20 protein-coding genes and 1 pseudogene are annotated in these 26623 nt (G+C 72.0%); 4 read left to right on the forward strand and 17 right to left on the reverse strand.

All coding sequences use genetic code 11. The features are described 5' to 3' along the window. Window positions 1-34: 34 nt before the first annotated feature. The 3 genes from ACR3IO_RS06530 to ACR3IO_RS06540 all read right to left on the reverse strand — a co-directional run bounded on the left by ACR3IO_RS06530 (window position 35) and on the right by ACR3IO_RS06540 (window position 3908). Window positions 35-1672, reverse strand: a complete 1638-nt coding sequence (locus ACR3IO_RS06530) for an ABC transporter substrate-binding protein (protein WP_434070364.1) — start codon at window positions 1670-1672, stop codon at window positions 35-37. Between the two features lie 96 nt (window positions 1673-1768). Beyond that, the gene (locus tag ACR3IO_RS06535) at window positions 1769-2224 is read right to left on the reverse strand and encodes a DUF3237 domain-containing protein (protein ID WP_434070365.1); all 456 of its coding nucleotides are present in this window, start codon (window positions 2222-2224) and stop codon (window positions 1769-1771) included. After that, window positions 2217-3908, reverse strand: coding sequence for a CocE/NonD family hydrolase (locus ACR3IO_RS06540; protein WP_434070366.1), 1692 nt, complete (start codon window positions 3906-3908; stop codon window positions 2217-2219). The genes ACR3IO_RS06535 and ACR3IO_RS06540 overlap by 8 nt, the downstream gene beginning before the upstream one ends. 266 nt (window positions 3909-4174) lie before the next feature. On the opposite strand from ACR3IO_RS06540, the gene ACR3IO_RS06545 reads away from it, so the two are divergent. Continuing rightward, complete coding sequence (locus ACR3IO_RS06545) at window positions 4175-4747, forward strand: TetR/AcrR family transcriptional regulator (protein WP_434070367.1); 573 nt, start codon at window positions 4175-4177, stop codon at window positions 4745-4747. A 161-nt stretch (window positions 4748-4908) separates the two neighbouring features. On the opposite strand, the gene ACR3IO_RS06550 is transcribed toward ACR3IO_RS06545, so the two are convergent. Next, window positions 4909-5862 carry a helix-turn-helix transcriptional regulator gene (locus tag ACR3IO_RS06550; protein WP_434070368.1) on the reverse strand — a complete coding sequence of 318 codons (954 nt, stop codon included), beginning with the start codon at window positions 5860-5862 and terminating at the stop codon, window positions 4909-4911. Window positions 5863-5929: 67 nt separating this feature from the next. Here ACR3IO_RS06550 and ACR3IO_RS06555 point away from each other — a divergent pair, with 67 nt between their 5' ends. Next, window positions 5930-7072 (forward strand): epoxide hydrolase family protein, encoded by a 1143-nt coding sequence (locus tag ACR3IO_RS06555; protein ID WP_434070369.1) that lies wholly within the window; start codon window positions 5930-5932, stop codon window positions 7070-7072. A gap of 190 nt (window positions 7073-7262) precedes the next feature. On the opposite strand, the gene ACR3IO_RS06560 is transcribed toward ACR3IO_RS06555, so the two are convergent. From ACR3IO_RS06560 to ACR3IO_RS06620, 13 genes are all read right to left on the reverse strand, one after another. Next, complete coding sequence (locus ACR3IO_RS06560; RefSeq protein ID WP_434070370.1) at window positions 7263-7994, reverse strand: SRPBCC family protein; 732 nt, start codon at window positions 7992-7994, stop codon at window positions 7263-7265. Window positions 7995-7996: 2 nt separating this feature from the next. Beyond that, entirely contained in the window at window positions 7997-8662 is a 666-nt protein-coding gene (locus tag ACR3IO_RS06565) for a helix-turn-helix domain-containing protein (protein WP_434070574.1), read from the reverse strand. Between the two features lie 29 nt (window positions 8663-8691). Beyond that, a complete protein-coding gene (locus ACR3IO_RS06570) occupies window positions 8692-9240 on the reverse strand; it encodes a dihydrofolate reductase family protein (RefSeq protein WP_434070371.1) in 549 nt (182 codons plus the stop codon). A 106-nt stretch (window positions 9241-9346) separates the two neighbouring features. Then, entirely contained in the window at window positions 9347-10240 is an 894-nt protein-coding gene (locus ACR3IO_RS06575) for a hypothetical protein (protein WP_434070372.1), read from the reverse strand. A gap of 164 nt (window positions 10241-10404) precedes the next feature. Then, window positions 10405-10881, reverse strand: coding sequence for a GNAT family N-acetyltransferase (locus ACR3IO_RS06580; RefSeq protein ID WP_434070373.1), 477 nt, complete (start codon window positions 10879-10881; stop codon window positions 10405-10407). 94 nt (window positions 10882-10975) lie between these two features. Further along, the gene (locus ACR3IO_RS06585; RefSeq protein ID WP_434070374.1) at window positions 10976-11773 is read right to left on the reverse strand and encodes an MBL fold metallo-hydrolase; all 798 of its coding nucleotides are present in this window, start codon (window positions 11771-11773) and stop codon (window positions 10976-10978) included. Window positions 11774-11822: 49 nt separating this feature from the next. Continuing rightward, window positions 11823-12662 (reverse strand): alpha/beta hydrolase, encoded by an 840-nt coding sequence (locus ACR3IO_RS06590; protein ID WP_434070375.1) that lies wholly within the window; start codon window positions 12660-12662, stop codon window positions 11823-11825. A gap of 65 nt (window positions 12663-12727) precedes the next feature. Next, entirely contained in the window at window positions 12728-13552 is an 825-nt protein-coding gene (locus ACR3IO_RS06595) for an alpha/beta fold hydrolase (protein ID WP_434070376.1), read from the reverse strand. A gap of 113 nt (window positions 13553-13665) precedes the next feature. Beyond that, on the reverse strand, window positions 13666-16422 hold the full coding sequence (locus tag ACR3IO_RS06600) for an AAA family ATPase (protein ID WP_434070575.1): 2757 nt from the start codon (window positions 16420-16422) through the stop codon (window positions 13666-13668). 49 nt (window positions 16423-16471) lie between these two features. Further along, window positions 16472-16684 (reverse strand): hypothetical protein, encoded by a 213-nt coding sequence (locus ACR3IO_RS06605; RefSeq protein ID WP_434070377.1) that lies wholly within the window; start codon window positions 16682-16684, stop codon window positions 16472-16474. Between the two features lie 43 nt (window positions 16685-16727). Beyond that, the gene (locus ACR3IO_RS06610) at window positions 16728-20462 is read right to left on the reverse strand and encodes a hypothetical protein (protein WP_434070378.1); all 3735 of its coding nucleotides are present in this window, start codon (window positions 20460-20462) and stop codon (window positions 16728-16730) included. Window positions 20463-20611: 149 nt separating this feature from the next. Further along, on the reverse strand, window positions 20612-21319 hold the full coding sequence (locus ACR3IO_RS06615; protein ID WP_434070379.1) for a 4a-hydroxytetrahydrobiopterin dehydratase: 708 nt from the start codon (window positions 21317-21319) through the stop codon (window positions 20612-20614). A gap of 118 nt (window positions 21320-21437) precedes the next feature. Next, window positions 21438-23192, reverse strand: coding sequence for an ABC-F family ATP-binding cassette domain-containing protein (locus ACR3IO_RS06620; protein ID WP_434070380.1), 1755 nt, complete (start codon window positions 23190-23192; stop codon window positions 21438-21440). A 117-nt stretch (window positions 23193-23309) separates the two neighbouring features. On the opposite strand from ACR3IO_RS06620, the pseudogene ACR3IO_RS06625 reads away from it, so the two are divergent. Continuing rightward, window positions 23310-23933, forward strand: a pseudogene (locus ACR3IO_RS06625) (glycoside hydrolase N-terminal domain-containing protein); the annotation flags it as partial. An 8-nt stretch (window positions 23934-23941) separates the two neighbouring features. Next, on the forward strand, window positions 23942-26506 hold the full coding sequence (locus ACR3IO_RS06630; RefSeq protein ID WP_434070381.1) for a glycosyl hydrolase family 95 catalytic domain-containing protein: 2565 nt from the start codon (window positions 23942-23944) through the stop codon (window positions 26504-26506). The last annotated feature ends 117 nt before the right edge of the window (window positions 26507-26623 follow it).

Raw genomic sequence — 26623 nt, forward strand, 5'->3', positions numbered from 1 at the left:
CCGATCCCTTCCGTCCCGGCCTGCGTCGCCGTCGTCATTCGCTGCCGAGGTGCAGCGCCCAGGGGCTGCTGTAGGCGGCGACGGAGGTCGTGACGCCGGTGAGCCCGTTCTTCAGGAACGTCGTCTGGTACGCCGAGGCCAGCGTCACCTGCAGCTGGTCGGGCGCGAAGATCTCCTGCGCGGCGATGAACGCGTCGGCGGATGCCGCGGGGTCGAGCGTCGTGCGCGCGGCCTGGAGGTCGGCCGTGACCTCGTCGTTCGCGTAGCCGCTCCAGTTGAAGAAGCCGCCGAGCTCCGCCGGGAGCAGGAACTGCTGCGCGTAGCCGAGCACGCCCGGGGCGTCGAGGTAGCCGACGGTCGCGACGAAGTCGATGGACTCGCGGGCGGCCGGGTCGAAGAAGATCTGCGAGAAGTCGGTCGGCTGCCGCTCGTCGATCTCGACGGTCAGGCCGATCTGCTGCGCGGCGCTCTGGATGATCGCCGCGGTCTGCGAGAGCTCCTTGGCACCGGCGGGGATCGCGACGACGAGCGGGATCGACGTGTCGACGCCCGACTCCGCCACCAGCTGCTTCGCCTGCTCGAGGTCGACCTCCGGCGCGGCGAGCGCGTCGTACGCCTCGGTGTACTGCGCGGCGGCCTCCATGCCCGCCCACGCGAACGGCGGGGTGAACGTCGACTGCAGTTCCCCGAGTCCGTGCAGCACGGTCTCGATGAACTGCTCGCGATCGATCGCGAGGCTGAGCGCCTGGCGGATGCGCGGATCGGCGCCGGCACCGGTCGACCGCGTCGGGCCGAAGGAGTACGAGGCCGTCGACGGGCCGAGCGCGAGGCGTCCGGTGTCGGAGCTCGCGAAGTTGTCGCGGCTCGCGGGCGGCACGTTGAACGCGCCGTCCACGTCGCCGGCCAGCAGGGCGTTCGCGAGCGTCGAGCCGTCGGTGATGAAGACGAACGTCAGCGAGTCGACGAGCGGCGTGCCGCCCCAGTAGTCGGCGTAGGCCGAGGTCGTGATCTCGGTGCCCGGCGTCCAGGCGTCGAACCGATACGGCCCGGTGCACATGACGCCGCCCTCCGCCGTGCCGAACGCGTCACCGGCCTGCTCGGCGTACGCCTTGCTGAGCACGGCGCCCGCGGCACCGGAGATCGCGTCGCGGAAGGTCGAGTCGGGGGCGGTGAAGTGCACCGTCACCTGCAGGTCGCCCGTGACCTCGATCGAGTCGACGAGCACGAAGGCCGGGAACCACGCGGAGGTCTCCACGCGGTTGCGCTCGAGGCTGTACGCGACGTCGTCGGCCGTGAGCGGCGTGCCGTCCCAGAACGTCACGTCCTCGCGCAGGTCGATGACGAAGGTCACCGGGTCGGCCCACTCGGCGCTCGTGGCGACGCCCGGTTCGACGGTGAAGTCCGGGCTCAGCTGCAGCAGGTTCTCGCAGAGGTTCGGGATGATGAGGCTGTAGTCGCCCGCGGGGTCGAGCGTCGACGGCTCACCCTCGACGAGCGCCCAGGTCACCTCGTCGACCTCGCCGCTCGCCGCAGGCAGCGAGGAGACGAGCTTCGACGAGTCGACGGGGTCCGAGGTCTCGGACGACGTGTCGTCCCGGCCCGTGCATCCGCTGAGGAGCACCAGGGCTGCGACGGCGCCGGCGACGGCCGCGGTGATGCGTGTGGTTCTCATGACGGTCCTTTCGTGCTGCTGTGGGGTGGTGCAGTGCGGTGGAGCGATGTGCGGTGGAGCGGGTGGAAGGCGCGGAACGGGTCTCGGGCCGACCGGTCAGCGGACGACGAAGACGCGCACGCAGACCTGGCCGTCCTCGTCGCGGGCGAGCCCGAGGAACTGGTGCTCGGCGAGCCAGCGGTGCTGCGGGGCATCCGTCTGGAAGACCGGCGCGGTGCGGAAGTACACCTCGCTGTCGTCGACGTGCTCGCCGGCCTCGTGCCGGGCGATGGCCTCGGCCGTGGCACGGAAGTAGCCGCGGTTCAGGATGTCGATGACGGCGCCGTCGTCGGCGCGCAGGAGGTAGCGCGCCTCGAGCTGCGAGGTGCCGCTGCGTTCGACGGCCCAGTCGCCGCCGCCCGCGAGCACCTCGCCGTTCAGGAGCGGACCGGCCACGGTGCCGCCGGTGATCGGGGTGAAGGTGAGCTCCTCGTCGGCGCTGCGGCCGATGCGGAGGTGCGGGTCGCAGTCGACGCGGAGTTCGAAGGCGAACTCGAGGACGGGCTCATGCATGGCGGTTTCCTTCCATCGCGGTGTCGGCGCTCGGGCCGACGGTGAGGGTGAGTCGGAACGGCTCGGCGCCGCCGAGGCGCAGGCGCTGCCGATTGGTCGTGGTGAGTTCGGCCCCCCAGGGGTCCTCCCCGGTTCCCGGCTGCGGGAGGAACTCCGGGGCGTCGCTGCTCGAGACGTGCACGCGCAGGCGGTGTCCGGCCGGCATCCGGTAGCCGACGTGGCCGAGGTCGACCTCGACGCGACCCGGGTCCTCCGCGTCGCGAAGGCTGACCTGGCCGCGGGCGATGCGGAACGCGCGGCCCCGCTCGTCGACGTCGAGCAGGCGCACGAAGAGGTCCATGACGGGGCCGTCGGAGGAGATCAGCGCGTCGGCGCGCACCGGGCCGGTCAGGTCGAGGTCGGCGTCGAGCGCGTCGGTGGTGAACGACACCACGTCGTCGCGGTCGGCGAGTGCGGCCTCGTCGGGAGCGGACAGCAGGAACGCGAAGGCGTTCGGCACGCTCGACGGCACCGGGTCGGTCGGGTCGTGTACCCACTCGACGGTCGACGTCGTCGCGGGCGGCGTCGGCGAGAGCGTGCCGGCTGGCGCGGCGAAGAGCTCGAGCGGCGCGGCGTCCGCGGGCGGCCAGGCGTCGCTCGCCCGCATGCCGGGGGTTCCCGCGAGGTTCCACGCGACGCGCGGGATGTCGGTCGGCGAGCCGTTGCCGCGCACGAACACCTCGAAGAACGCGAGCGCCGGCTCGAGCATGCGGGGCAGCCCGGCGATCAGCTGCTCGTGCGTGCGCTCCTCGACCCGATCCTCCTCGGCGTCATCGAGGTAGTACGACTCGTGGTCCATCGACTCGATGCGGAGGAAGTGGTTGAGCGCCCAGGCCGGTCGCGCCTCGATCGCCGCGACATCCGCCCAGGAGAGCGGGGCGCAGTTGTCCCACCAGCCGATCGTGTGCAGCGTCGGGACCGGTCGCGCCTCGAAGGGGTCGCCCGTCGGGAACCGGGGCAGGTGCACCGGTCGGGGGTACCACTGGTCGTACGAGATCGAGCGCGAGCCGAGGCGATCGAGCACCGACTCGACCTGCGCGCTGTACGGCCGTCGCTCGGAGTCGAGCTCCCAGAAGTACGCGTCCTGCGAGTGGAAGTACGTGAGCGGGTACAGGTAGGTGATGCCCCACTCGACGCCGCGCGTGCGTTCGCCGGGCACGGCCCGCACCGGCTCGCCGAGTTGCGTCCCGGTCACGCGCGGCGCGATCGCCTTCAGGGCCGGATGCTGCGAGGACGCCGCCGCCCACTGGGTGAAGCCGTAGTAGCTGTCGCCCCACATCGCGACGCGGCCGTTCGACCACGGCTGGTTGACGATCCACTCGATCGTGTCGTACCCGTCGTCGGCCTCGTTCACGAAGAGGAGCGCGTCGCCCTCCGAGCGGAACTTGCCGCGCACGTCCTGTGCGACCACGCGGTAGCCGCGCGCCGCGAAGTACTCGGCGATGAGCGGGATGTAGGTGTACGTGCCGCTCTTGTCGTACGGCAGGCGGATGAGCACGGTGTCGCCCGGCGAGGCGTCCGGCTCCTCGGGCATGCCGGGCAGGTACACGTCGGTGGCGAGGCGCACGCCGTCGCGCATGCGCACCATCTCCTCACGGGCGAGCGGGCTCACGGGCTCGGGGCCGACGTGCACGATCTCCTGCATGGGTGCCTCTCTGGTGGGTGCTGCGGGTGCGGTACTGCGGCGGATGCGGGTGCGGGGCCGCGGTGGGTCTGTGCGGGTCCTGCGGCGGGTCTGCGGCGGAGCCTGCGGCAGGTCTGCGGCGGAGCCTGATCCGCCGCGGTTCCGTTGCGGTTCCGCCTCGGGTGGATGCAACGGTAAGGTTCGGTAGGGTTATTAGTCAAGTCCGACTAGAAAATAAACCTCGAAGATCGCGGCCCGGCCGCTATCGTGCGAGTGGGAGGAGACACATGGCGAGACCATCAGTGGCCGACGAGCGGACGAAGCAGATCGTCGAGGCGACGATCCGCGCGATCGGCACGCACGGCATCACGGGCGCCAGCCTCGATCGCATCGCCGAGGAGGCCGGCATGTCCCGCGGGCACGTGCGGCACTTCGTCGGCAACCGCGAGGAGCTCCTCCGCGTGAGCGCCCGCCGGTTCTACTACGACGGCGCCGAGGGGACGTCGATCCTGCCGGCCGGCACCGACTCCGTGGCATCCGCCCTCGACTACCTCTTCGGCGAGGAGTTCGCCGCCCCCGGCCGCGAGAACGCGGTCGTGCTCGGGTTCGTCGAGGCCGCGCGCACCGACCCCGCCCTCGCCGAGCTCATCGTGGCCGCCTACCAGGGCACGCACGAGCTCCTCGCCCGACTGATCGCGGCCGAGCATCCCGCCGCCGACCCGGTCGCCTGCGAGAGCACGGCCTACGGCATCGTGGCGATCGCGCTGCACAACGTGTTCCTCAGCGACATCGCATCCGTGGCCACGGGCACCGCGGGTGCTCGCGCGACCGCGGAACGGCTGCTCGCCGCGCTGCCCTGAGACGCCTGCGATGCATGACCGCGGCATCCGCCGCGATCTCCGTGCACCCGCCTCGCGCGGACGCGAATGGTCGCTTCACAGCCCCGCAGGCGACCATTCGCGTCCGCGGCGAGTGCCGGCGGACCGTGCGCGTGCACGACGTTCGACCCGCCCGCGGCGCGTCAGCCGTCGGCCGCCCGGCGGTAGCGGTCGGAATAGACCCGCAGCAGGTCGCGCAGCTCGGGCGGCGACTCGACCGTGAAGTCCATGCCGAGCATGCCGATGTACGCGGCGACCGTGTCGAGGCTGTCGGCACCGGTGAGCAGCACCGATTCGTGCGCCGAGACCTCCTCGACGATGCCGACGGCCGGGTGGATGCGATCGAGCACGGCGGATGCCGCGGCGTGCACGCGGAGGCGCGCGTGCACGTTCCAGCCGCTGACCGCGACCTGCCGCATCGTGAACGCCGTGTAGTCGCCGCCCGGCACGAGCCGCGGCGTGAACGGCCTGCGGGTCGGCATGCGCGGACGCACCCGGTCGGCGCGATAGACGTCCCACTCCCCCGTCTCGGGATCGCGCGCGACGAGGTACCACCGGCGCAGCCACGCGAGCAGGCGGTAGGGCTCGACGAGGCGCGGCACGTCGTCGTAGTCGAAGCGCAGCCACTCGACCGAGCGGATGGCGGTCGCGATCGCCCGCAGCACCTCCGGGTCGACCTCGGGGTCGGGGGCATCCGTGCCGTTGTTCTCGGGAGCCCGGTCGATGACGCTCGTCACGGCCTCGACCATGGGGCGGAGCCGCGGCGGCAGCACCTGCTCGAGCTTGGCCAGCGCGCGACGGCTCGACTCGCCGACCCCCGCGACGCCGGTGGCCGCGCGCAGGCCGATGGCCACGGCGACGGCCTCCTCGTCGTCGAGGAGCAGCGGCGGCAGTCGGCCGCCCGCGCCGAGCCGGTAGCCGCCGATCGAGCCGCGGGTCGCCTCGACGGGATAGTCGAGCGCCCGGAGCCGCTCGACGTCGTTGCGAATGGTGCGCGTGGTGACCCCGAGCCGCTCGGCGAGCTCCGGCCCCGACCAGGTCGGGCGCGCCTGGAGCAGCCCGAGCAGGGCGAGCAGTCGGCCCGCGGTCTCGGTCACGACATTCTCCGACGAACTTCGGCCATCAGGAACAATCCTTTCCGCTATCGACCGTACCGTCGAAGACATGAACATCGCCACCGCAGCCCAGACCGACATCCGCCCCTTCACCGTGGCCGTGCCGCAGGCCGACCTCGACGACCTGGCCGAGCGGCTCGCCCGCACGCGCCTGCCCCAGGCCGCGCCCGCCGACGACTGGACCACCGGCACCCCGAACCACTACCTGCGCGACGCGGTCGAGCAGTGGAAGTCGTTCGACTGGCGCGCCGTCGAGGCCCGGATCAACGCCGTGCCGAACTTCATCACCGAGGTCGACGGACAGCCGATCCACTTCATCCACGTGGTCTCGCCGCACGCCGAGGCGACGCCGCTGCTCCTCGCGCACACCTACCCTGGCTCGTCCGCCGACTACCTCGACCTCATCGACCGCCTCGTCGACCCGGTGGCGCACGGCGGCCGCGCTGAAGACGCGTTCACGGTCGTGATCCCGGATGCCCCGGGCTTCGGATTCTCCAACCCGGTGCGCGAGTCGGGCTGGACCATCGCCCGGGTCGCCCGCGCGTACGACACGCTCATGCGGCGCCTCGGCTACGAGCGCTACGGCGTGCACGGCTCCGACAACGGCGCGATGGTCGCCCGCGAACTCGGCCTGCTCGAGCCCGAGGGCTTCCTCGGGCTGCACGTGCTGCAGCTGTTCTCGTTCCCGTCGGGCGACCCGAGCGAGTTCGAACGCCTCGAGCCGGCCGACTACGCGGGCCTCGAGCACATGCAGTGGTTCCAGAAGGTCGGCGGCTACAACACGATGAACGCGTCGCGGCCGCAGACGATCGCCGCCGGCCTCAGCGACTCCCCCGTCGGCCTGTTGGCCTACAGCGAGCTGTTCGAGTCGTTCGGCAACGGCACGTCGAGGGTGCCGCTCGAGTCGATCCTCGCCGCGGTGAGCATCACCTGGTTCACGAACTCGGCCGCCGGCATGAGCCGTGCGTACTACGAGAACGCCCAGGTCGAGGAGGAGCCGCGCGTGAACCACGCGCCGACGGGGGTCGCCGTCTTCGCCGACGATTTCCAGACGATCAAGGTGTTCGCCGAGCGCGACAACGACGCGATCGTGCACTGGAGCCGGTTCCCCGAGGGCGGCCACTTCGCCTCGCTCGAGGTGCCCGACGTGCTCGCGGGCGACATCGCGGCGTTCTTCGCCTCGCAGCGCTGACGCGCGGGGCGGGCCGAGGCGCCACGCCGACCCCCGCATCGCGAGCGGTCACGTTCTGCGGCATCCGCCCCTCTTGATGCCGCAGAACGTGACCGCTCAGTCGCGCGCCGCGGCGCGTCGCTCGTCGCGCGCCACGCCGCGTCGGGCGCAGGCACCGCGACGGGGCGGGAGGTGAGCCGCACGGCACAGGTCAGCGGGCGACCGCTCCCACCCACGTCCGCCAGGCCTCGGCCTCGGTCGCGGCATCCGCACCGAAGAGGTGGTGGCCGACGCCCGCGGCAAAGAATCCGCGCGTGAAGCGGTACATGGCGTCGTCGGTGCGCACGCCGAGGTTCGCGGCATCGGCGAGGTCGACGACGCCGTCGACGGCCGGTAGGCCGGCGGGCGAGAGCACGACCCGCCGCCCCGCTGCTTCGCGACCGCTCACGCCGAGGTCGACCAGCATCGCCGCCCAGCGCCGATCGAGGTCGCCGACCGGCGCGAAGGCCGCGACGGCCACGCCCGGTCGCCCCGCGAAATGCGTGAGGTACTCCACGAGCGTCTGCCGGTGGATGCGCCCGCCCGCGAGCATGGCCTCGTACTCGTCCTCCCAGTCGTCACCGGGGAGGAACCCGCTCGACACCATGCGGAGGACCGTGCTGCCGCTCGCCCGCGCCTCGACGAGGAACTCCATCGCGAAGAACCGGCCGTCGGGACTCTCGGCCCCGCGGAACGAGAACCGGCGGCCCGGCTCGTAGGCCTCAATCGCGGACTCCAGCGCGACGTCGCCCATCGTGGTGCGCACGGTGCGGGCGTCGAGATCGACGTCGGTCGCGCCCATGAACCACGAGCTGAGACCTGGACCGGTGGAGATCGCGTCCCACACGAGCTCGGGGTCGGCGTCGAACTCGAACTCGGCGGGCTGTTCGAATCGGTGCGGCATGATCACTCGCCCCCTGCCCGGCGCGCGTTCGACGGATCGGGTTCGGTCGGCGCCGCGGCGGCCGTCGCCCCGGCCGTCGACCCCGTGGGCGGGTTCGCGCTCGGATGCAGCGCCAGCACGAGACGGTAGTCGCGGCCTCGTGGCGCGGCCTCGTCGTGGTACCGGCTGACGAGCCCGAGCACGGCCGCGCCGAGCTCGTCGGCGAACGCCGCCCGGTCGGCCGCCGAGGCGAAGCGGATCTCCCCGTCGAGGCCGAAGGTGGCGAGCCGCTTGGCCTCGCGATCTGCGCCGGCGAGGAGGCGTCCGACGTCCTGCACGAGTCGCCCGGCGAGGGCGAGCAGCCAGCGGGCCGAGAGGCGGTCGGGTGCGCGCGACGGATCGGGCTGCACGGATGCCAGCGCCGACGGCGTGATCACGTACGAGGACGCGGTGGCGCGCATCACGCGCTCGACCACATTGCCCTTGCGGCGCTCCTCGACGAGCTCGATGAGCCCGCGTTCCTCGAGCGTGCGCAGGTGGTAGTTGACCTTCTGGCGCGGGAGCCCGACGATGACGCCGAGGCCCGTCGCCGAGTTCGGCACGGCGAGCTCGGCGAGCAGTCGCGACCGGATCGGGTCGAGGGAGGCGATCGCGGCATCCGCGTCCTCGATGGCGGCGACGTCCAGCAGCGGCGTCGGCGCCGGGGTCATGGTCGTCATCACGCCGAGACCGGGCGCGGTCGCAGCTTCAGTACGCGGACGCCGTTCGGGAAGTCGGCCGAGTCGACGGTGTCGAACGCGATGCGCGTCGTGAACAGCGGCAGCCCGCTGCCGAGCACCACCGGATGCACCGTGAGCCGGTACTCGTCGACGAGGCCGTGCGACGAAACGTACTGGGCGAGCGTGGCGCCGCCCGAGACCCCGATGGGGCCGCCGGGCACGTCCTTCAGGCGGGCGATCTCCTCTTCGGGGGTGCCGGAGGCCAACGTCGAGTTGCTCCAGTCGGCCGAGGCCAGCGTGGTCGAGAAGACCACCTTCTGCACGGAGTTCATGACCTCGGCGATGGGGCCCTCGGCCCCGACCCAGCTCTCGGCCTGGCCGACGTAGTTCTTGCGCCCCATGAGGATGGTGTCCAGCCCGTCGAGCGTGGCCTGCGTGGCGGCCATGAGCTCGGGGCTGAAGTTCGGGAAGGCCCAGTCGAGCCCTCCGTCGGTGGTCGCGACATAGCCGTCGAGCGACACGTTCATACCGAGTGCGACACTGCGCATGATCGGACTCCTCAGTCGATTCGGTCCGGGGACCCTCCCCGGGTCGTCCTCATGCATCCAGTCTCATACCGACAAGATAATTTGTCAAGACAATTCTGAGTTTCGGTCAGGTTCCGGCGAAGAGCAGCGGCAGCAGCTGGATCCCGATGGCGCTCGCCACGAATCGGGAGCGGCGATCGCTCGTGAGCTGCGCGACCCAGTCGAAGCGGCCGACGTCGACGAGTTCGACGACGTCGCCGCCGGGCGCGTGCAGGCCGTACCCGACGCGCAACCCGTCGTAGTAGGCGGCGTTCGCGAGGGGCTCGCGCACGACCTCCACCTCGGGCCACCGCTCGAGGATGGCGGCGGCGACCCGATCACCGAGCACGGCGTGCTCGCCGTCGACGCGCACGATCGCCCGCGGCCGGTCGCCGCCTCCGATTCCGGCCGCGGCGGCCGCCTCGAGCAGGCGCCGGTACGCGCCGAGCTGCGCGAGGACGGCGTCGACCTCGAAGGCGTCGTCACCCCGGGCACGCCCCGCGTCGGCGAGGGCGGACATGCGGAAGTGCCGCGTGCGACCACGACCGGCCGGTGCCGGCTGCATCCGCAGCGTCTGGTGCACGGTGCAGAGTCGCACGGATGCGGCCGGCTCGCCGCGCAGCCGCCGTGCGGCCTCGAGGGCGAGCACGTTCGTGGGGTCGGAGACGACCTCGACGGGGCGGATCGTCGACAGCACGCGGTCCTGCGAGGTCGGCGCGAGCACCGAGGTCACGCCGATCGGTGCGACCGGTGAGAGCAGCAGCGCCTCGTACTCGGATGCCGCGGCGAGCGCGAGCGCATCGAGCGCCACGCTCGTGCGGAGGTCGACCGCCGACGTGGCGACGGGCGAGTCGTCGGCCCACTGGTCGAGCAGCTGGGAAGGACGGCGCCGGGCCGCGGCATCCCGCGCGTTGGCGAGGAGCACCCCGCGCCGGTCGTGCACGGGTGGAGGAGCGGATGCCGCGGAACGCTCGTCGTCCATCGCCCCATCATGCCGCGCGCCTCGGCGCCGCGCACGCGGCATCCGCCCCTTCCTCGCGGCGGAGTCCCGTTGTCGCGCCGGAGTCCCGATCGCACGGGATTCCAGCGCCGCAACGGGACTCCGGCGCGACCCAACATCGCGCGACGACCCGGGCGCGCGACGGCTCAGTCGCGCGGGCCGAGCTCCAGCGCGTAGAAGACGCTGTTCGGGTCGGGCACGTACGAGCCGAACGGCGGGCACTCCACGAATCCGGCCTTCTCGTACAGCGAGCGGGCGGGGGCGAAGAAGGGCTCGGTGCCCGTTTCGAGGCTGACGCGCGCGTAGCCGCGAGCACGTGCCTCGTCGAGGACGTGCTCGAGCAGGCGTCGGCCGAGGCCGCGACCTCGCGCCGCGGCATCCGCTCGCATCGACTTGAGCTCGCCGTGATCGGGCGCGAGCTGCTTCAGCGCAACGCAGCCGAGCACGTCGTCGCCGTCGGAGATCGCCCAGAACGTGACCGCCGGGTCGGACAGGCCCGAGACGTCGAGCGCGTGCACGCTCTCGGCGGGCGAGGTGGCGTGCATGTCGGCGAGGTGGTCCTCGAGCAGGCGCAGCACACGGGGGTCGGCGAGGTCGCCGCGGTCGATCAGCAGTTCAGGCACTCGACGATTCTCACAGCCGAATGCGTCGGCGACGTTTCGCGAGCCTGAGGAGCACGCACGCACGCACACCACGCCGACCGGAGCCGGGCCGCGCTCAGACCTCGACGGCGATGCCGTCGACCAGCCACAGGGCGCGGTCGTGGACGGATGCCTCGGAGCCGTCGATCGCGTCGCGCAGGCCCCGCTCGCCGTCGACGAAGTGCGACCAGCCGTCGTAGTGGGCGAACGTCGCGATGCGGGGTGCCGCGATGCCCACGAGCTCGACCGCCTCGCGTCCGGTCATCGTGAAGCGCACCGGCCCGGAGATGCCGAAGCGCACGCCGCCGACGTTCGCGAGCATCACGTCGACGTCGAGTTCGGCGGCGGCGCGGCGGAGCGCACCGAAGAGCACGGTGTCGCCGGTGATCCAGATCGCGACCCGCTCCTCGCCCTGGCGTCGGACGGCGAAGCCGACGACGTCGCCCACGATCGGACGCGTGAACGGCGGTCCGTGCCGGCAGGGCGTCGCCGTGACGACGAGGGTCGGCAGTCCGGGGCGCGTGCCCGGCAGGGTGATGGACTCCCCGGCCCGGAGGCCGTGCAGCCGCCCGGCGCCCAGGTCCTCGGCCATCCGACCGGCTCCACTCGCCGTCGTGAGGACCGCGCCGGCCGACGGCAGCATCGCGCGGCCGGCGTCGTCGAGGTTGTCGGCGTGATGATCGTGGCTGACGAGGGCGAGGTCGATCGGGCCGAGCTCCGCGGCCGTGAGTGCGGGATCGAGCGTCTTGGTGGATCCGGTGCCCCACCCGAACTCGTAGTGACGGCCTGCCGGATCGAACGTCGGGTCGACGAGGATGCGCCATCCGTCGAGCTCGACGAGCACGGTCGGGCCGCCGATGCGCGTCAGCTTCATGCCCGTGACACTAGGGCAGCCGCGGCCGCACGTCGAGGACCTGTTCGGGTCACGCCCCGGCCGCCACCGACGATCGCGCGTGCGCGAGGGCCCAGTCGAGGGCGTGGTCGGCGACCTCCTCCCAGCCGGGCTCGGCGCAGATCCAGTGCGAGCGGCCGGGGAACTCGACGTACTCGGTGAGCGCGGGCGACTTGGCGTAGTGCTTCGCGTTGGACTTGTTCACCGAGGGCGGCATGATGTGGTCCTTCTCGCCGCCGATGAACAGCAGCGGGGCCCGGTCCTTCGCGTAGTCGACCCACGTCTCCTGGTGCCCGGGCTTGAAGTTCGCGATGAGGCCGTACGCCCAGATCCAGTTGCCGGGCGCCGCGATCGCGAACTCCTGCCAGGCCGCGTCGGAGTCCTCGCGCGAGAGGGTGTTCGCGAACGCGTAGTGGAACTCCTCCGGCGTGAACGCGACCGCCTTGCGACGGTTCGCGGGGCTCCTGAGTGCGGGGAAGAGCGATTTCGCCTGCGAGAGGGGGTTCACGCGCACGCCCTCGGTCGGCGCCGAGTCGACCACCACTCCGGCGGCGCCGAGGCCCCGCGCGAGCAGCAGCTGCGTGAGCGTGCCGCCGAACGAGTGCCCCATGATGATGGGCGGTTTCGGCAGCGCCTCGATCTGGGCGGCGAGGTGGTCGACGGTCTCGGGCACCGTGAGGTTCGCGATGACGTCGGGGCTCTCGCGCAGCGCCTCGACCTCGATCTCGAAGCCGGGATAGGCGGGCGTCAGCACGGTGAAGCCCTCGGCCTCGAAGCGCTCCTTCCAGCCCCGCCAGCTGCGCGGGGTCATCCAGAGGCCGTGCACGAGCACGATGGTGTCGGGGGATGCGGGGTCGATCTGTTCGGTCATGGCGGGGGGTCCTTTCGGCGGTGAGGGGAGGTCGGATGCCGCGGGGCCGGCCCGCGGCATCCGCTTCAGGAATCGATGAAGGCGAGCAGGTCGGCGTGCAGCCGCTCGCGATCGGTGTCGGGCAGCCCGTGGGCGCCGTTCTCGTAGACGAGGAGCGTGGCCCCGTCGATGAGCTCGGCCGAGCGCCGCCCGCCCACCTCGAACGGGACGATCTGGTCGTCGTCGCCGTGGATCACGAGGGTGGGCACGTCGATCTTCGCCAGGTCGGGCCGGAAGTCGGTCGCCGAGAAGGCTGCGATGCACTCGTAGGCCGCACGGTGCCCGCAGGCCATGCTCTGCAGCCAGAAGGCGTCGCGCACGCCCTGCGAGATGTCGGTGTTGCGGTTGTGGCCGAAGAACGGCCCGTCGGCGAGGTCGCGGTACAGCTGCGAGCGATCGGATGCCTCGCCCGCGCGGATGCCGTCGAACACGGCGATCGGCAGCCCGCCGGGGTTGTCGTCCGTGGCGAGCATGAGCGGCGGCACGGCCGAGACGAGGACGAGCTTCGCGACCCGCGCGGAGCCGTGCCGTCCGACGTAGTGCGCGATCTCGCCGCCGCCGGTCGAGTGGCCGACGAGGGTGAGCTCGGTCAGGTCGAGGTGCTCGATGAGACAGGCCAGGTCGTCGGCGTAGGTGTCCATCTCGTTGCCGTTCCAGGTCTGGCTCGACCGGCCGTGGCCGCGCCGGTCGTGCGCGATCGCGCGGTGCCCGTGCTCGGCGAGGAAGAGCGCGGCGGCCTCCCACGCGTCGGCGTTCAACGGCCAACCGTGGCTCAGGAGCACGGGCGTGCCCTCCGAACCCCAGTCCTTGTAGAAGATCTGCGCGCCGTCATCGGCGGTGACGTAGGGCATGGGCGCCTCCCGGTTCGGGCGAGTCGCGCGGCTCGCGATTCGCGGATGCCTCGATGCTGGCGCGCGCGGCCGCCGCGGCGCACCACGTGGGGTGCGTAGTCGCGAGCCGGGCCTCAGCGCGCCGGACGGCGTTCGATGAGCTGGCGGCGCGAGGTGATGCCGAGCTTCCGGAACACCTTTCGGAGGTGGTAGTCGACCGTGTTCGCGCTGATGAACAGTTCCGCCCCGATCTCGGCGTTGGTGCGCCCGGCGGCGGCGAGGTGCGCGACCGTCTCCTCCTGGGGTGTGAGCCGTGGGGCGCCGTCGTCGCCCGGTTCGTGGGCGGCGATGTGCTCACCGGTCGCCTCGATCTCGCGGCTCGCCCGCGCCGCGAAGGCCGGCGCACCGACGCGCTCGAAGATCGCGAGCGCGGCGCGAAGCTCGTCGCGGGCCTCGCGGCGCCGCTTCATGCGCCGCAGCCACTCGCCGTAGAGCAGGTGCGCGCGCCCGAGCTCGCCCGGTGCCGTGGCCCGGTCGAGGTGCTCGATCGCCGCGAGGTATAGCGCCTCCGCCTCCTCCGGCTCGGCGAGCAGGGCCTCGGCCCGTGCCGAGATGCCGAGGATCCACGGCGTGCCGCTCGCCGCCGCGAACTCGGCGAGTCGATCGGCCGCCGCCCGCGCCTCCTGGACCTTGCCGCTGCGCACGCCCGCCTCGACCAGGTCGGGCAGCTGCTGGTACGTCACCTGGATGAAGTCGAGTTCGACCAGGGGCCGCAGCCGCTCGTAGGCGTCGCGGTAGTGGCCGTCGGCGATCTCGCGGATGCCGAGACCGGTCATCGCGATCGTCCAAACGCCGGCGAACCCGGTCGGGAGCGTGGCCTCGGCGATCTGCTCGACCTGCTCCGTCGGCGCCCCGGACCACGCGAGGTAGGAGGCGTTCACGACCTGCTCCGCGTCGTAGCCGATGGCCCGTCGCAGCTCGCGCACCTGCGCCACGTATCGGCCGGATGCCGCCGGGTCGCCGCGCACGAGCTCGACGAGCCCGAGCACCCACAGGGTGGTGTCGAGCACGCGCAGGTTGCCCGCCTCGGTGGCGGCGCGCATCGTGCGTTCGAGCAGTTCGACGCACGTGCGCTCGTCCCACAGCGCCATCGTCAGGGCGACCGCCTCGGAGCCGAGCTCGAGCAGCTGCGCATCGCTCGAGTCCTGGAGCATCGCCACCGCCTCGCGCATGATCGACACCGCCTCGGGATACGGCTGCAGGATGTGCGCCCCGAGGGCTCGCAGCGTGAGCGACGAGCGCCCGTCGGTAACATCGGCGCCGGTGGCGAGCCGTCGCCCGAGCTCCGGCAGGGTCCCGCTGCGCACGGCCGACTCCGAGGTGAGCTCCGCGTTGAAGGCGCCGAGCAGGGCTCGCTGCTCGAGCTCGGGCGCCCGGCCGTGGAACAGCCCGGCCGCCCTCAGCAACCGCTCGGTTCCGCCTCGCACGCCGTCGGGGTCGGCGACGAAGAGGGCGAGCGTCGCCCGCAGCATGAGCAGTCGCCCCTCGGTCACGGGATCGAGGTCCGCCGGGCCGACTCGGTCGTGTTCGATGCGGTCGAGCAGGTCGAGCGCGTGCTGGGCCGCGCCGGCCGCCGCCGCGGCTTCCGCCGCCGCCATGAGGCGGGCGTCGCGTAACGGCCCCGACGTCGTGAGGTCGGCCGCCCCGGAGAGCAGCCTGGCCCGCGAGGCGGTGCCGCCCCGGCCCCCTGCGGCGTCCGCCGCTCGTTCCATGCGGTCGGCGACCGCGTCGTCGACACCGGATGCCGCAGCGGCCGCATGCCAGACCGCGAGGTCGGGTCGCCCCTGCCCGTCGGCGACCTCGCGCAGCACCGCGTGCACCTCGCGTCGCTCTCCCGCGGACATCGCGTTGTAGACCGCGGCGCGCACGAGCGGATGCCGGAACCGCACGCGTTCGCGCACCGACGCGAGTCCCGCCCGCTCGGCCGGCGCCCCGGCATCCGTCGCCACCCCGAGACGGAGTGCCGCCTCGTCGATGATCGTGGTGCGCCCCGTGGACTCGGCCGCGACGATGCCGAGCCACCGCCGGGTGCCCTCGGGCAGCGCGTCGACCGCCCGCAGGTAGGTGGACTCGAGACGCTGGCCGATCGGCACCGGTCCGACCGCGATCGACGAGTCGGCGAGCTGCTGCGCGGTGAACTCGCGTGCGAGGTCGACGAGGGCGAGCGGGTTGCCGCCGGTCTCCTCGGCGAACCGCACGGCGAGGTACGGGTCGACGTGGTGGGCGGCCGAGCGGATCAGCAGTTGCACCGCGGCCGTGGCCTCGAGGCCGGCGAGGTCGAGCACGTCGATGCCCGCCGCTCGCACGTCGACGCGTGCGTCGGGCCGGGTGCCGAGCAGCAGCGCGACCGACTCGGCCTCGAGGCGCCGGGCGACGAAGGCCAGCACGTCGAGCGATTCGGGATCGACGAGGTGCGCGTCGTCGACCACGCACACGATCGGTTCGCGCTCGGCGGCAGACGCGAGCAGCGACAGCATGCCGAGGCCCACGAGATAGCGGTCGGGCGGCGGGCCGTCTTCGAGGCCGGCGGCGATGCGCAGGGCGGAGGCCTGGGGCCCCGGCAGAGCCGGGACGAGGTCGGTGAAGGGGCTGCCGAGCCGCTGCAGCGTCGCGTACGGCATCGCCGTCTCGGCCTCGAAGCCGTCGGCGCGCACGACCCGGACGCCGACGAGATCGTTCGTGGCATGGCTGAGCAGGCTGGTCTTGCCGATGCCGGGCTCGCCGCGCAGGATCAGTGCGGCGCCCCGACCGTTGCGCGCCGAGCCGACCAGCTCGGCGAGGCGCTCCAGTTCGCCGGCACGGCCGAGGAGCTCAGTCGATGTCGTGTCGATGCGACCACGTTAGTGGAGCGCTCTCACCCGGCGCCATGGGCGATTCGGCTCAGGCGTCGGAGCGGAATCCGAGACGGCGCGCGGCGAGCTCGGCGGCGAGCAGGCGCACCGCCTTCGGGCCGACGCCGTGGATCGCGAGGAGATCACGGTCGCGCACCTCGGCGAGCTGCGCGAAGGTCGTGAAACCGTTGATCGCGAGCTCACGCGTCGCGACCCTGCCGATGCTGCGCGGGAACTCGGATGCCGCGATGTCGTCGCCCATCCCGCCATTCTCGCGTTCCGGGAGACGAGTGCCAACGGTTCGGTCAGCCGAACAGCCTCCGCAGCCAGTCGAGAAGCGCCTGCACGGCCTGCGCGATCACCTGCGCCGGTCCAGGGCGCTCGTCGACCACGATCACCGCGGGCGCGGTCGCCGTCACCGGTGCCTGCCCGTCGACGGTCGCGGTGACGGCGACCGACAGGTCGTGGCCGACGTCGCCGCCGCGAACCGCGTAGGTCGCCTCGGTGCCCTTGCGGCCCGGGATCGGCTCGCCGTCGCTCAGCCACTGGTAGGCGATGGCCGCGTCCCCATGGGACCAGGTTCCGGGGTCGGCGGTGAGTCTCGAGCCCTTCACCGGGTTCCCGGCGATCGACGGTGCGGTGAGGTTGGCCAACGGCACCGTGACCTCGGGGAGCACCGTGATCTCGGTCGGTTCGGCGATCGGCCCCAGCCGGGCGCCCGTGGCGGCGGGCGCGGCATCCGTCAACTCGAGCAGGCCGTGCATATCGATCGAGCCGTCGGCCGCGATCTCGGGGCGCACGCCGTCGAGGTCGACGGACTCGAACCAGTCGGCCGCGACCGGCGACGCGGCTCCCGTGTTCCAGAGGTTCGTCGGATCGGCGAGCAGCGAGGTGTCGGCCTGCTTCAACGCGAGCACATCGGACTGGGGCGACTGCCAGGAGAGCACGCCGGCGGCGCGATAGTCGGTCGCCGCGGCGTTCGTCTCGAGCCGGACGCCGCGGTCGTTGCCGACCGAGGTGACCCGGTCGAGGCGGATGTCGGGTCCCGAGTTCGAGGTGACGCCGGTCGCGAGGTTGCCGAAGCTGACCGAGTTGCGCAGCAGGTGGTCGCCGGGCATGGACTCGCCGCCGAGCTTGAAGCCGTTGCCCTCGCCGATGCGGCTCGGGTCGGCCTGCAGCCATCCGTTGTCGTAGGCGACGGAGTCCTCGACGATGACCGTGCCGATCGGGCCGGTCGTGGACTTGGCGTAGAGGTCCCAGCCGTCGTCGATGTTGTTGTACGCGATGTTCGAGCGGAACACGTTGCCCTCGCCCACGCTGAGTTTCGCGGCGAAGCCGTCGGCGTCGTTGCCGCCGAGGTCGGCGTTGTCGTGCGACACCGACGAGACGACGAGGTTGTCGGTCGGCCACAGTGCGGGCGGCTCGGCCTCGGATCCGGAGATCTGGATGCCGGTGTCCATGTTGTGGTGCGACTCGACCCGCTCGACGACGTTGTGGTGGCCCTGGATGAGCATCGGCTTCTTCTTGTCGGCGGACCCGGTGATCTCCAGGTCGTACACGTGCCACCAGTCGCCGCGGAGCACGAGGCCGCCGTCGGGCGAACCCGAGAGGTCGAGCACGGCTCGCGCGCCGGGCTCCGACATGAGGGTGATCGGAGCCTCGGCGGTGCCGTCGCGTCCGCGCTCGGCGACGACCCTGCGCGGCAGCGCATAGGTGCCGCCCTCGAGCACGATCTGCTGCCCGGCCTGCGCGAAGGCGACGGCGGTGTGCAGGTCGAGCGGCGATGCGGTCGTGCCGTCGCCGTCGGGAGTGCCGTCGGGTGCGACGCGGATCGACTGGCCCGGCTCGCCGAACGAGTCGACCGTGACCGCGAGCGGCACGTCGACCGGGTCGGTCGACTCGACCTGCTCGTACTCGCCGAGGTGCGGCTGCTCGGCCGCGGGCAGGAACCGTGCCGTGAGCTCGTTGACGCCGGGCTCCAGCTCGACGGGCACGAGCACGCGCTCGCCGGGCGTGAGCGGCACGTCGCCGGCGACGACCTCGCCCGAGGCGTCGACGATCCGGCCCGTGCCGTACATGTTCGCGACGAGCGGCACGTCGAGGCTCGACTCCGGGGTGGTGCGCGTCACGTCGGCCGAGAGCGTCGCCGGGATGTACTCGGTCGGCGGGTCCTGCCTCGGCTCGTCGTCGGCGGGCAGGATGGTCGTGAACTCCCAGTCGGTGACGGTCACCTGGATCTTGCGGGCCACCGCGAGTCCGACGAACGACGCATCCGCGTTCTGCACGTCGAGCATGTCGGGGTCGTACTGGATGACCTCGAGGTCCTGTCCGCCGCGGTGCCAGACGGCGTGGTATCCCGTGTTGGACTTGCGCAGCGTGAGCTCGTACTCGTCTCCCGCGGCGAACTTCGGGCCGACCGCGTCGGGGCGGTACTCCCAGTCGAACGCCTCGGAGTCGCTCATGTCGCGGGTGCCGGCCGTGTTGTCGGTGGTCGCGCCCGTGTAGCCGTGCACGAAGCGCGCACCGGGCGTGCCGTCCTGCCACTCGCCGGCGCCGGTGCCGAAGGGGTAGCGCGTGAGCAGCGCTCCGGCGGAGTTGAAGTACCTCGCGGCCGAGACACCCGGCACGAGGTCGTCGACGGCGAGCACGCCGAACCCGGACTGCGCGTCCTTCGCGGTCGCGTCGTCGACCCGGAAGGTCGCCGTCAGCGTGAAGTTCTCGGTCGCGGGGTCGACCTGCGTGTAGAAGTACTGGAACCCGTCCTCGCTGTTGGCGAGCTTGGTCGAGCTGGCCTTCGCGTCGAACGTGATCGAGCCGTCGTCGTGCTCGAGCACCGAGCCGCCGGATCCCGCGTTCGAGCCGACGTCGGCGATCTGCCAGCGTTCGACCTCGGCGGCCACGTCGACCGTGGACTCGGCTCCGGTCGCCGACTCGGCACCGCGGTGGGCGACGATGCGCACCTGGTGGCTCGCGCCCGGCGTGAAGCCGGGAACGTCGGCCGTGGTGCCGGTCACGCCCTGGGCGAGGGCGGTGAACGGCGCACCGCCGGAGCTCGCCTCGACCGAGTACGAGTCGGCCTCGGCGGTCGCCGACCACGAGAGCGTCACGGTGGCCGAGCCGCCGACGATGCCGCTCGTCAGGGCGCCGGTCACGGTCGGGCCGACGAGCGGGAGCGAGAAGTCCTCGACCGCGGCACGAGCGGAGGTGAGGGCGGATGCCTCGCCCGCACGGGTGAGCCGAACCTCGACCTCGTACGCACCCGATGCCGGCGGCGTCAGCGAGAGGGTCCCCGCGGTGCCGTCCGTCGCCGCGAGCGTCTGGTCGACGACGCCGCCGTCCGCAGCGAGGAGGCTGGCGTAGACCACGTCGCCGCCGTCGGTCCCGAGCAGGCCCTCGTAGGCGACGAGCAGGTTCGCGGGGTTCGCGGGGTCGGGCGCGACCGAGGTGACGACCGGCGTCGCGACGTCGCCCCAGGCCGCACGCGTCTGCGGATCGAACGCGCCGAGCTGCGCGAAGTAGACGTTGACGCCCGAGCTCGGCGACGCCAGCCAGTACTCGCCGGGCGAGGTGATCGCGATGCGTTCGGTGGTCACCGCCAGCGAGTCGACGTCGGCGAGCGCCGGCGCACGGCCGACCTCGCCGGTCGCGTTGTAGAGGGCGACAGCGCGGTCGGCCGTCGCGCTGCCGCTGCGGGCGGCGACGAAGACCTCGGTGGGCACGTCCGACTCGGATACCGCGAAGTGCAGCGATCGGGCGGCCTCGGCACCCGACCCGTTCAACTTGATGCGCTTCGTGAACGCCTCGCCGCGGTCGGAGATGCGACTGTGGGCGTCGACCGTCACGTTCTTGCCGGGTGCGGCGTAGATCGTGAAGTCGCTGCCGGTCGGGGTGATCGCCACGTGATCGGCGACGGCGAGGTTCCCGGCGTTCAGGGCGGTGGAGGGACCGAGCGCGATCGCGCCGACGGCTCCGGTCAGGGTGAGGCCCGCGACGGTCAGGGCCGCCAGGGAGGTTCGGAGGGCGCGCGACATCTGGGGCATGGGTCTCCTCGTCGAGATCGTGTCGTTCCGCGTCGAATGGCCCAGAAAGCGCTTTCTCGCGGGTGCTCGATTGGCAAGGTAATCGCTTTCCGCGATGGCGTCAACCGTTGGATCGGATCCGGAGGGATCCGATCAGCCGAGTGAGCGCGTCACGCCGTCTTCACGGCGGACGTGTCGACGCAGACGACGCCCCGGTTGCCGTCCTGGTCGGCGATCACCGTGAGCGACGGCGCGTCACCGGCATCGATGATCGTCCCTCCCGCGGCGACGGCGGCGGCGATCCGCTGCTCCGCCGCCTCGGGCGCCACGTAGACCTCGAGGTGGAAGCGTTGACGCGAGGCCTCGTGCTCGTCGTCCTCCCCGAACCACAGGTTCGGCACCCGCGCCGCGGCATCCCGGATCTCGTCGCTGAGCGACCCGCGGCCCTGGGAATCGGCGCTCCCGGTCAGGAGGGCCGCCCACACCGGGGCGATCGTGGCGGAGCGGGCCGTGTCGAGGCCGAGCTCGACCTCGACGACCGAGGCCGGGTCGGCCGCGACCCCGTGGTCGACGGCGATCTCGGTGATCCGCCGTGCGAGTTCGACGTCCTGCTGGGTCACCCATTCGACGACGTGGTCGGCGCCCTCGTCGTCGCGGTAGACGGCGTCGACGCTGACGAGCTCCAGATCGACGTGGCCCTTCCCGATCGTCGCGCGCGGATGGTGGCCGAGCGCGTCGCCCGCCTCGCCCACCGCGACGACGAACTGCGCGGCGGCGGCGAAGTCGACGGCCACGTAGCGTGCGTGCAGTCCCTGCGCCAGCTTGCGCCAGTCGGTCAGGCCGGCTTCGGCGATCTGCTCGCCCCTCAGCATGTCCATGGACGCGGAGCTTATCCCCGGTTCAGCGCGGCGGCCACAGGGAAGACCCGCAGGCGCGCTCCACCTCGGACCTCGACCCTCGGACCGAGCGGGACCCGGACCTGCCCGCCGCGGTCGGTCAGAGCGCGCCGGTCGCGGGCGTCTCGCGCACGCGTCCGCCGCCCTCGAAGACGAGCAGGCGGTCGGCGAGCTTGTCGACGAAGAACCGGTCGTGGCTGACCACGATCACGGCGCCCGGGAAGTGCGTGAGGGCCCGCTCCATGACCTGCGTCGAGGTGATGTCGAGGTGGTTGGTCGGCTCGTCGAGCACGATCACCGCGGCCCCGGACAGCAGGCACTGCGCGATCGCGACCCGGGCCCGCTGGCCGCCCGAGAGCGTGCCGATCTTCTGCTGAAGGTCGGCCTCGGAGAACTGGAGCATCGCGAGGAACCGGTTCACGCTCTTCTTCGTCGCCGTGAACGCGAGCGATTCGGGGTAGGCGTTCACCGCGTGCCCGACCGAGTCCGCGAGGTCGAGCTCCGCGTAGACCCGGTTGTACGAGACGTACCGCACGCCCTTCGCCCACCGCACGCTCCCGGCATCCGCCTCGGTCTCCTCGGTGAGCACGTCGAGCAGCGTCGACTTGCCCGATCCGTTCGAGCCGAGCACTGCGATCCGGTCGCCACGGTGCACGTCGAAGGAGAGGCCATCGAACAGCGGGGCGCCGCCGAAGCCCTTGCCCAGCCCCGTCACCGTGAGCAGGTCGTTGCTGACGCGCAGGCCCTCGTAGATGCCCGTGATGATCTGGTCGATGGGACGCGGCGCCTGGCGCTTCTTGATGTCGGCGAGCCGGCGCGCGACCGCGTTCGACGGGTTGCGGGCGGCCTCCCGGCGTGCGGCCGACGCGGCCTGCTCGTACGCCAGCAACTCCTCCTCATGCGCGAACTGCTTCTCGAGCATCTTCAGTCGCGACTGCTTCGCGTGCACGTAGGCCGAGTAGTCGCCCTCGTACTCCTGCAGGCGGTAGTTCTCGAGCTCGATGATGCGGGTCACGACCCCGTCGAGGAACTGGCGGTCGTGCGAGACCACGAGCACGGCGCCCGCGAAACCCGAGAGCCAGTTCTCGATCCACTTCACGCCGTCGAGGTCGAGGAAGTTCGTCGGCTCGTCGAGCAGCAGCACGTCGGGCGACTGCACGAGGATCTGGGCCAGGGCGGCGCGGTTGCGCCATCCGCCCGAAAGCCGGCCCACCGGCAGCGCCCGGCGCTCCTCGTCGAAGCCGAGCCGGGTGAGCACGGTGTCGATGGTGGTCTCGTAGGTCCAGCCGCCGACGTGGTCCATGCGCTCGAAGAGCTCGCCCTGCTCGGTCAGCAGGCGCGTCATCTCGTCGTCGGACATGGGCTCGGCGAGCGCCAGCCCGATCTCGTCGAGGCGTGCCTGCGTCTCGTGCACGGCCGTGAAGTGCGCGCTCAGGGTCTGCTGGATGCTCTGCTCGCCGTCGAGCTCGGAGAACTGCGAGAAGTACCCGATGGTCGTGCCGAGCGTGACGTCGCGGGTGCCGCCGGTCGGGTCGCGACGCCCCAGCACGACCTCGAGCAGGCTCGTCTTGCCCGTGCCGTTCTTGCCGATGAGCCCGACCCGGTCGCCCTGCTTGAGCTTGAGGAACGCCTCCTTGAGCACCGGACGCCCGTCGAACTCGATGCTCACGTCGTTCAGGCGGATCAGGCTCACGGGGGTCCTCTCGATGGGCACGACGAGCGGATGCCGCGCGTCGGAGTTCTGGCGCCCCCAGCGTACGTGGCGCGGGCTGGGCGCCCGCCACGCGGCATCCGCCGGGCGCATCGGGCGGTCGCGGGCCGGGATGACGGGCGTCGGAGCGCCGAGCACAACCATGGTCTATACATCCGATGTCTGATGCGAAAGGATGGCATGGAATCGAGAAATACCGTCGCAGATACCATCGCGACGCGCAAGACACCAGACCAAAGACGTCCTGGAGGACCTTCTCAGATGCTCAACCGTGAACTCGACCGACGCCGCGTACTGCAACTCGGCGGCCTCGTCGCCCTCGCCCCGCTCCTGCCCCAGTTCTTGACCGCGCAACCCGCGACGGCCCTCGCCGGCGCACGATTCGCCGGCAGCGCGGCGGGTGCGATCCCGCTCCCACCCCTCTCCCCCAAGGCCCTCTGGTACGGCACCCCGGCCACCGACTGGGAGTCGCAGGCCCTGCCGATCGGAAACGGCCGACTCGGTGCCATGCTCTTCGGCAATCCAGACCAGGAGGCCGTGCAGTTCAACGAGCAGAGCCTCTGGGGCGGCGTCAACGACTACGACAACGCCCTCGCCGGCCAGGGCGACGGCGCGTTCGACACGAGCATGACCGGGTTCGGGTCGTATCGCGACTTCGGCGACCTGACGATCGAGTTCGGCGCACGCGCGAAGGTGACCTCGCCCGGCGGCCCGTACCAGATCTCCGGCTCCGAACGGGTGGAGAACTCGTACGACGGCACGTCGAGCACGAAGTGGTGCATCATCGCGCCGCCCGCGCACGTGCTCTGGCAGGTCGAGCTCCCGACCGCGACGGTCGTGGACTCGACGAGCTTCACGAGCGCGAACGACGTGCCTGCGCGCGACCCGCAGGAGTGGCGGGTGCTCGGCTCGAACGACGGCACAGCCTGGACGACGCTCGACTCGCGCACGGGGCGCCCTTCGAGCAGCGGTTCCAGACCAAGACGTACCAGTTCGCCAACACGACCGCCTACCGCTTCTACCGCATCGACATCGTGCCGAAGGCCGGCGTCAGCCACTTCCAGGTCGGCGAGATCGGACTCGGCGGCGTCGACCTCGCGCAGGGCGATGCGATCCACGTCTCCTCGCCGAGCGGCCATGCCGACTCGCTCGTGGGCAGCGTCGACGGCGCGGCCACGACCGTCTGGCAGGTCGACGACGTCGGCGCCGGGGCCGCGTGGCAACTCGAGCTGGGCGCGAAGCGCGTGCTCACCGGGTACGTGCTGACGAGCGCGCCGGACGCGCCCGAGCGCGATCCGCGCGACTGGGTGCTCGACGCGTCGAACGACGGGTTCACCTGGCAGCGGCTCGACACGCGCACCGGGGCCGCCTTCGCGGGCCGCGGAGTGGCGAGCCTGTTCAGCTTCGCCAACGCGACCGCGTACAGCCGCTACCGGCTGACCTTCGCCGCCCCGGCGGCCATCCGCCTCGCGGGCGTGGCGTTCACCGGAAGCGGATACGACACCCGCGGGCAGCGTGCCGTCGTGGCCTACCGGAGGGCGCTCGACACCGCCACGGGGCTGCACACCACCCATTTCGCGACCGTCGCGGGAACCGTGCTGCGCGAGGCCTTCGCCAGCCGTGAGGCCGACGTCATCGCCCTGCGCTACACGAGCGACACCCCGGGTTCGCTCACCGGGACGATCACGCTCGCCTCGGGCCAGGACGACGCGCCGACCTCGGCCGACGCCGGTGCCCGACGCATCGGCTTCGCGGGCACCATGGGCAACGGCCTCCGGCACGCGGCGACCGTGCGCATCATCGACACCGACGGCGCGGTGACCGGTGCCGGCGCGGGCCTGCAGGTGTCCGGCGCATCGACGCTGACGCTGCTGCTCGACGCGCGCACCGACTACCGGCTCAGCGCCGCCGACGGCTGGCGCGGTGACGCGCCCGAGCTCGGCATCGACGCCGCCCTCGACGCCGCGGCCGCGCGGGGGTACGACGCGTTGCGCGACGCGCACGTCGACGAGGTGCGCGCGCTCATGACGCGGACCACTGTCGACTGGGGCACGACCGACGCCGCGGTGCTCGCACTGCCCACGCAGACCCGCCTCGCGCGGTACGGCAGCGGCGAGTCCGACCCCACCCTCGAGCAGGCGCTCTACGACTTCGGGCGCTACCTGCTGCTCAGCTCGTCGCGGCCGGGCGGCCTGCCCGCCAACCTCCAGGGGCTCTGGAACAACAGCAACCAGCCGGCCTGGGCGAGCGATTACCACACGAACATCAACGTGCAGATGAACTACTGGGGCGCCGAGACGACCGACCTCCCCGAGTCGCACGAGGCGCTGATCGCGTTCGTGCAGCAGGTCGCGGTGCCGAGCCGGGTCGCGACCCGCAACGCGTTCGGCGCGAACACGCGGGGCTGGACGGCCCGCACCTCGCAGAGCATCTTCGGCGGCAACGCCTGGGAGTGGAACACGGTCTCGAGCGCCTGGTACGCGCAGCACTTCTACGAGCACTGGGCCTTCACCCAGGACAAGCGGTACCTCCGCGACGTCGCGTACCCGATGATCAAGGAGATCTGCGAGTTCTGGCAGGACCGGCTGAAGGAGCTGCCCGACGGCACGCTCGTCTCCCCGAACGGATGGTCCCCCGAGCACGGCCCCCGCGAGGACGGCGTGATGCACGACCAGCAGATCATCTGGGACCTCTTCCAGAACTACCTCGACTGCGCCGACGCGCTCGGCGTCGACGACGAGTACCGGGCGACGATCGCCGACCTGCAGGCGAGGCTCGCGCCGAACCGGATCGGCAGCTGGGGGCAGCTGCAGGAGTGGCAGGCCGACCGCGACAGCCCGACGGACATCCATCGGCACACCTCGCACCTGTTCGCCGTGTACCCGGGCCGACAGATCACGCCCGCGACGCCCGAGTTCGCCGCCGCGGCACTGGTGTCGCTGAAGGCGCGCTGCGGCGAGCAGGAGGGCGTGCCGTTCACCGCGGCCACGGTCTCCGGCGACAGCCGCCGCTCGTGGACCTGGCCGTGGCGCACGGCCCTCTTCGCCCGCCTGGGCGATGCCGAGCGGGCCGGCATCATGCTGCGCGGGCTGCTCACCTACAACACGCTCTCGAACCTCTGGTGCAACCACCCGCCGTTCCAGCTCGACGGCAACTTCGGCATCACCGGCGCGGTCACCGAGATGCTGCTGCAGAGCCACGACGGGGTCATCCGGCTGCTGCCCGCGCTCCCCGCCGGCTGGGCCGCGAGCGGCTCCTTCGCCGGCCTGCGGGCCCGGGGCGGCTACGCGGTGAGCTGCGAGTGGAAGGACGGCGAGGTCGTCTCGTACGACGTGGTCGCCGACCGTGCGCCGAACATGCGCAACGTCACGGTCGTCGTGGGCGGCGCACGCCGCAAGGTGAAGCCTGCGAACCCGAAGAGCGGTCAGCCGATGCGCGAGCTCGGCGCGGCCGGATGATGCACCGGCCGTGATCGACGCGGATGCCCCGGGCGCCGGCTCGGGGCATCCGCTCGTTCCGGGGCCGGCCGGATCCGCGACCCGGCCCCGTGACGGTGTCGGATGCCGGGAGTAACG

It is taken from the genome of Agromyces sp. Marseille-Q5079, from assembly GCF_051016555.1.
Taxonomy (GTDB): Bacteria; Actinomycetota; Actinomycetes; order Actinomycetales; family Microbacteriaceae; genus Agromyces.

What these genes read in the sequence shown, in the direction of transcription:
- ACR3IO_RS06570 (WP_434070371.1), bottom strand. Translation starts at nt 9,240, where the DNA reads ATGCGCAGTGTCGCACTCGGTATGAACGTGTCGCTCGACGGCTATGTC.
- ACR3IO_RS06585 (WP_434070374.1), bottom strand. Translation starts at nt 11,773, where the DNA reads ATGAAGCTGACGCGCATCGGCGGCCCGACCGTGCTCGTCGAGCTCGAC.
- ACR3IO_RS06575 (WP_434070372.1), bottom strand. Translation starts at nt 10,240, where the DNA reads ATGGACGACGAGCGTTCCGCGGCATCCGCTCCTCCACCCGTGCACGAC.
- ACR3IO_RS06605 (WP_434070377.1), bottom strand. Translation starts at nt 16,684, where the DNA reads ATGGGCGACGACATCGCGGCATCCGAGTTCCCGCGCAGCATCGGCAGG.
- ACR3IO_RS06555 (WP_434070369.1), top strand. Translation starts at nt 5,930, where the DNA reads ATGAACATCGCCACCGCAGCCCAGACCGACATCCGCCCCTTCACCGTG.
- ACR3IO_RS06535 (WP_434070365.1), bottom strand. Translation starts at nt 2,224, where the DNA reads ATGCATGAGCCCGTCCTCGAGTTCGCCTTCGAACTCCGCGTCGACTGC.
- ACR3IO_RS06545 (WP_434070367.1), top strand. Translation starts at nt 4,175, where the DNA reads ATGGCGAGACCATCAGTGGCCGACGAGCGGACGAAGCAGATCGTCGAG.
- ACR3IO_RS06620 (WP_434070380.1), bottom strand. Translation starts at nt 23,192, where the DNA reads ATGGTTGTGCTCGGCGCTCCGACGCCCGTCATCCCGGCCCGCGACCGC.
- ACR3IO_RS06540 (WP_434070366.1), bottom strand. Translation starts at nt 3,908, where the DNA reads ATGCAGGAGATCGTGCACGTCGGCCCCGAGCCCGTGAGCCCGCTCGCC.
- ACR3IO_RS06610 (WP_434070378.1), bottom strand. Translation starts at nt 20,462, where the DNA reads ATGCCCCAGATGTCGCGCGCCCTCCGAACCTCCCTGGCGGCCCTGACC.
- ACR3IO_RS06615 (WP_434070379.1), bottom strand. Translation starts at nt 21,319, where the DNA reads ATGGACATGCTGAGGGGCGAGCAGATCGCCGAAGCCGGCCTGACCGAC.
- ACR3IO_RS06560 (WP_434070370.1), bottom strand. Translation starts at nt 7,994, where the DNA reads ATGCCGCACCGATTCGAACAGCCCGCCGAGTTCGAGTTCGACGCCGAC.
- ACR3IO_RS06530 (WP_434070364.1), bottom strand. Translation starts at nt 1,672, where the DNA reads ATGAGAACCACACGCATCACCGCGGCCGTCGCCGGCGCCGTCGCAGCC.
- ACR3IO_RS06595 (WP_434070376.1), bottom strand. Translation starts at nt 13,552, where the DNA reads ATGCCCTACGTCACCGCCGATGACGGCGCGCAGATCTTCTACAAGGAC.
- ACR3IO_RS06590 (WP_434070375.1), bottom strand. Translation starts at nt 12,662, where the DNA reads ATGACCGAACAGATCGACCCCGCATCCCCCGACACCATCGTGCTCGTG.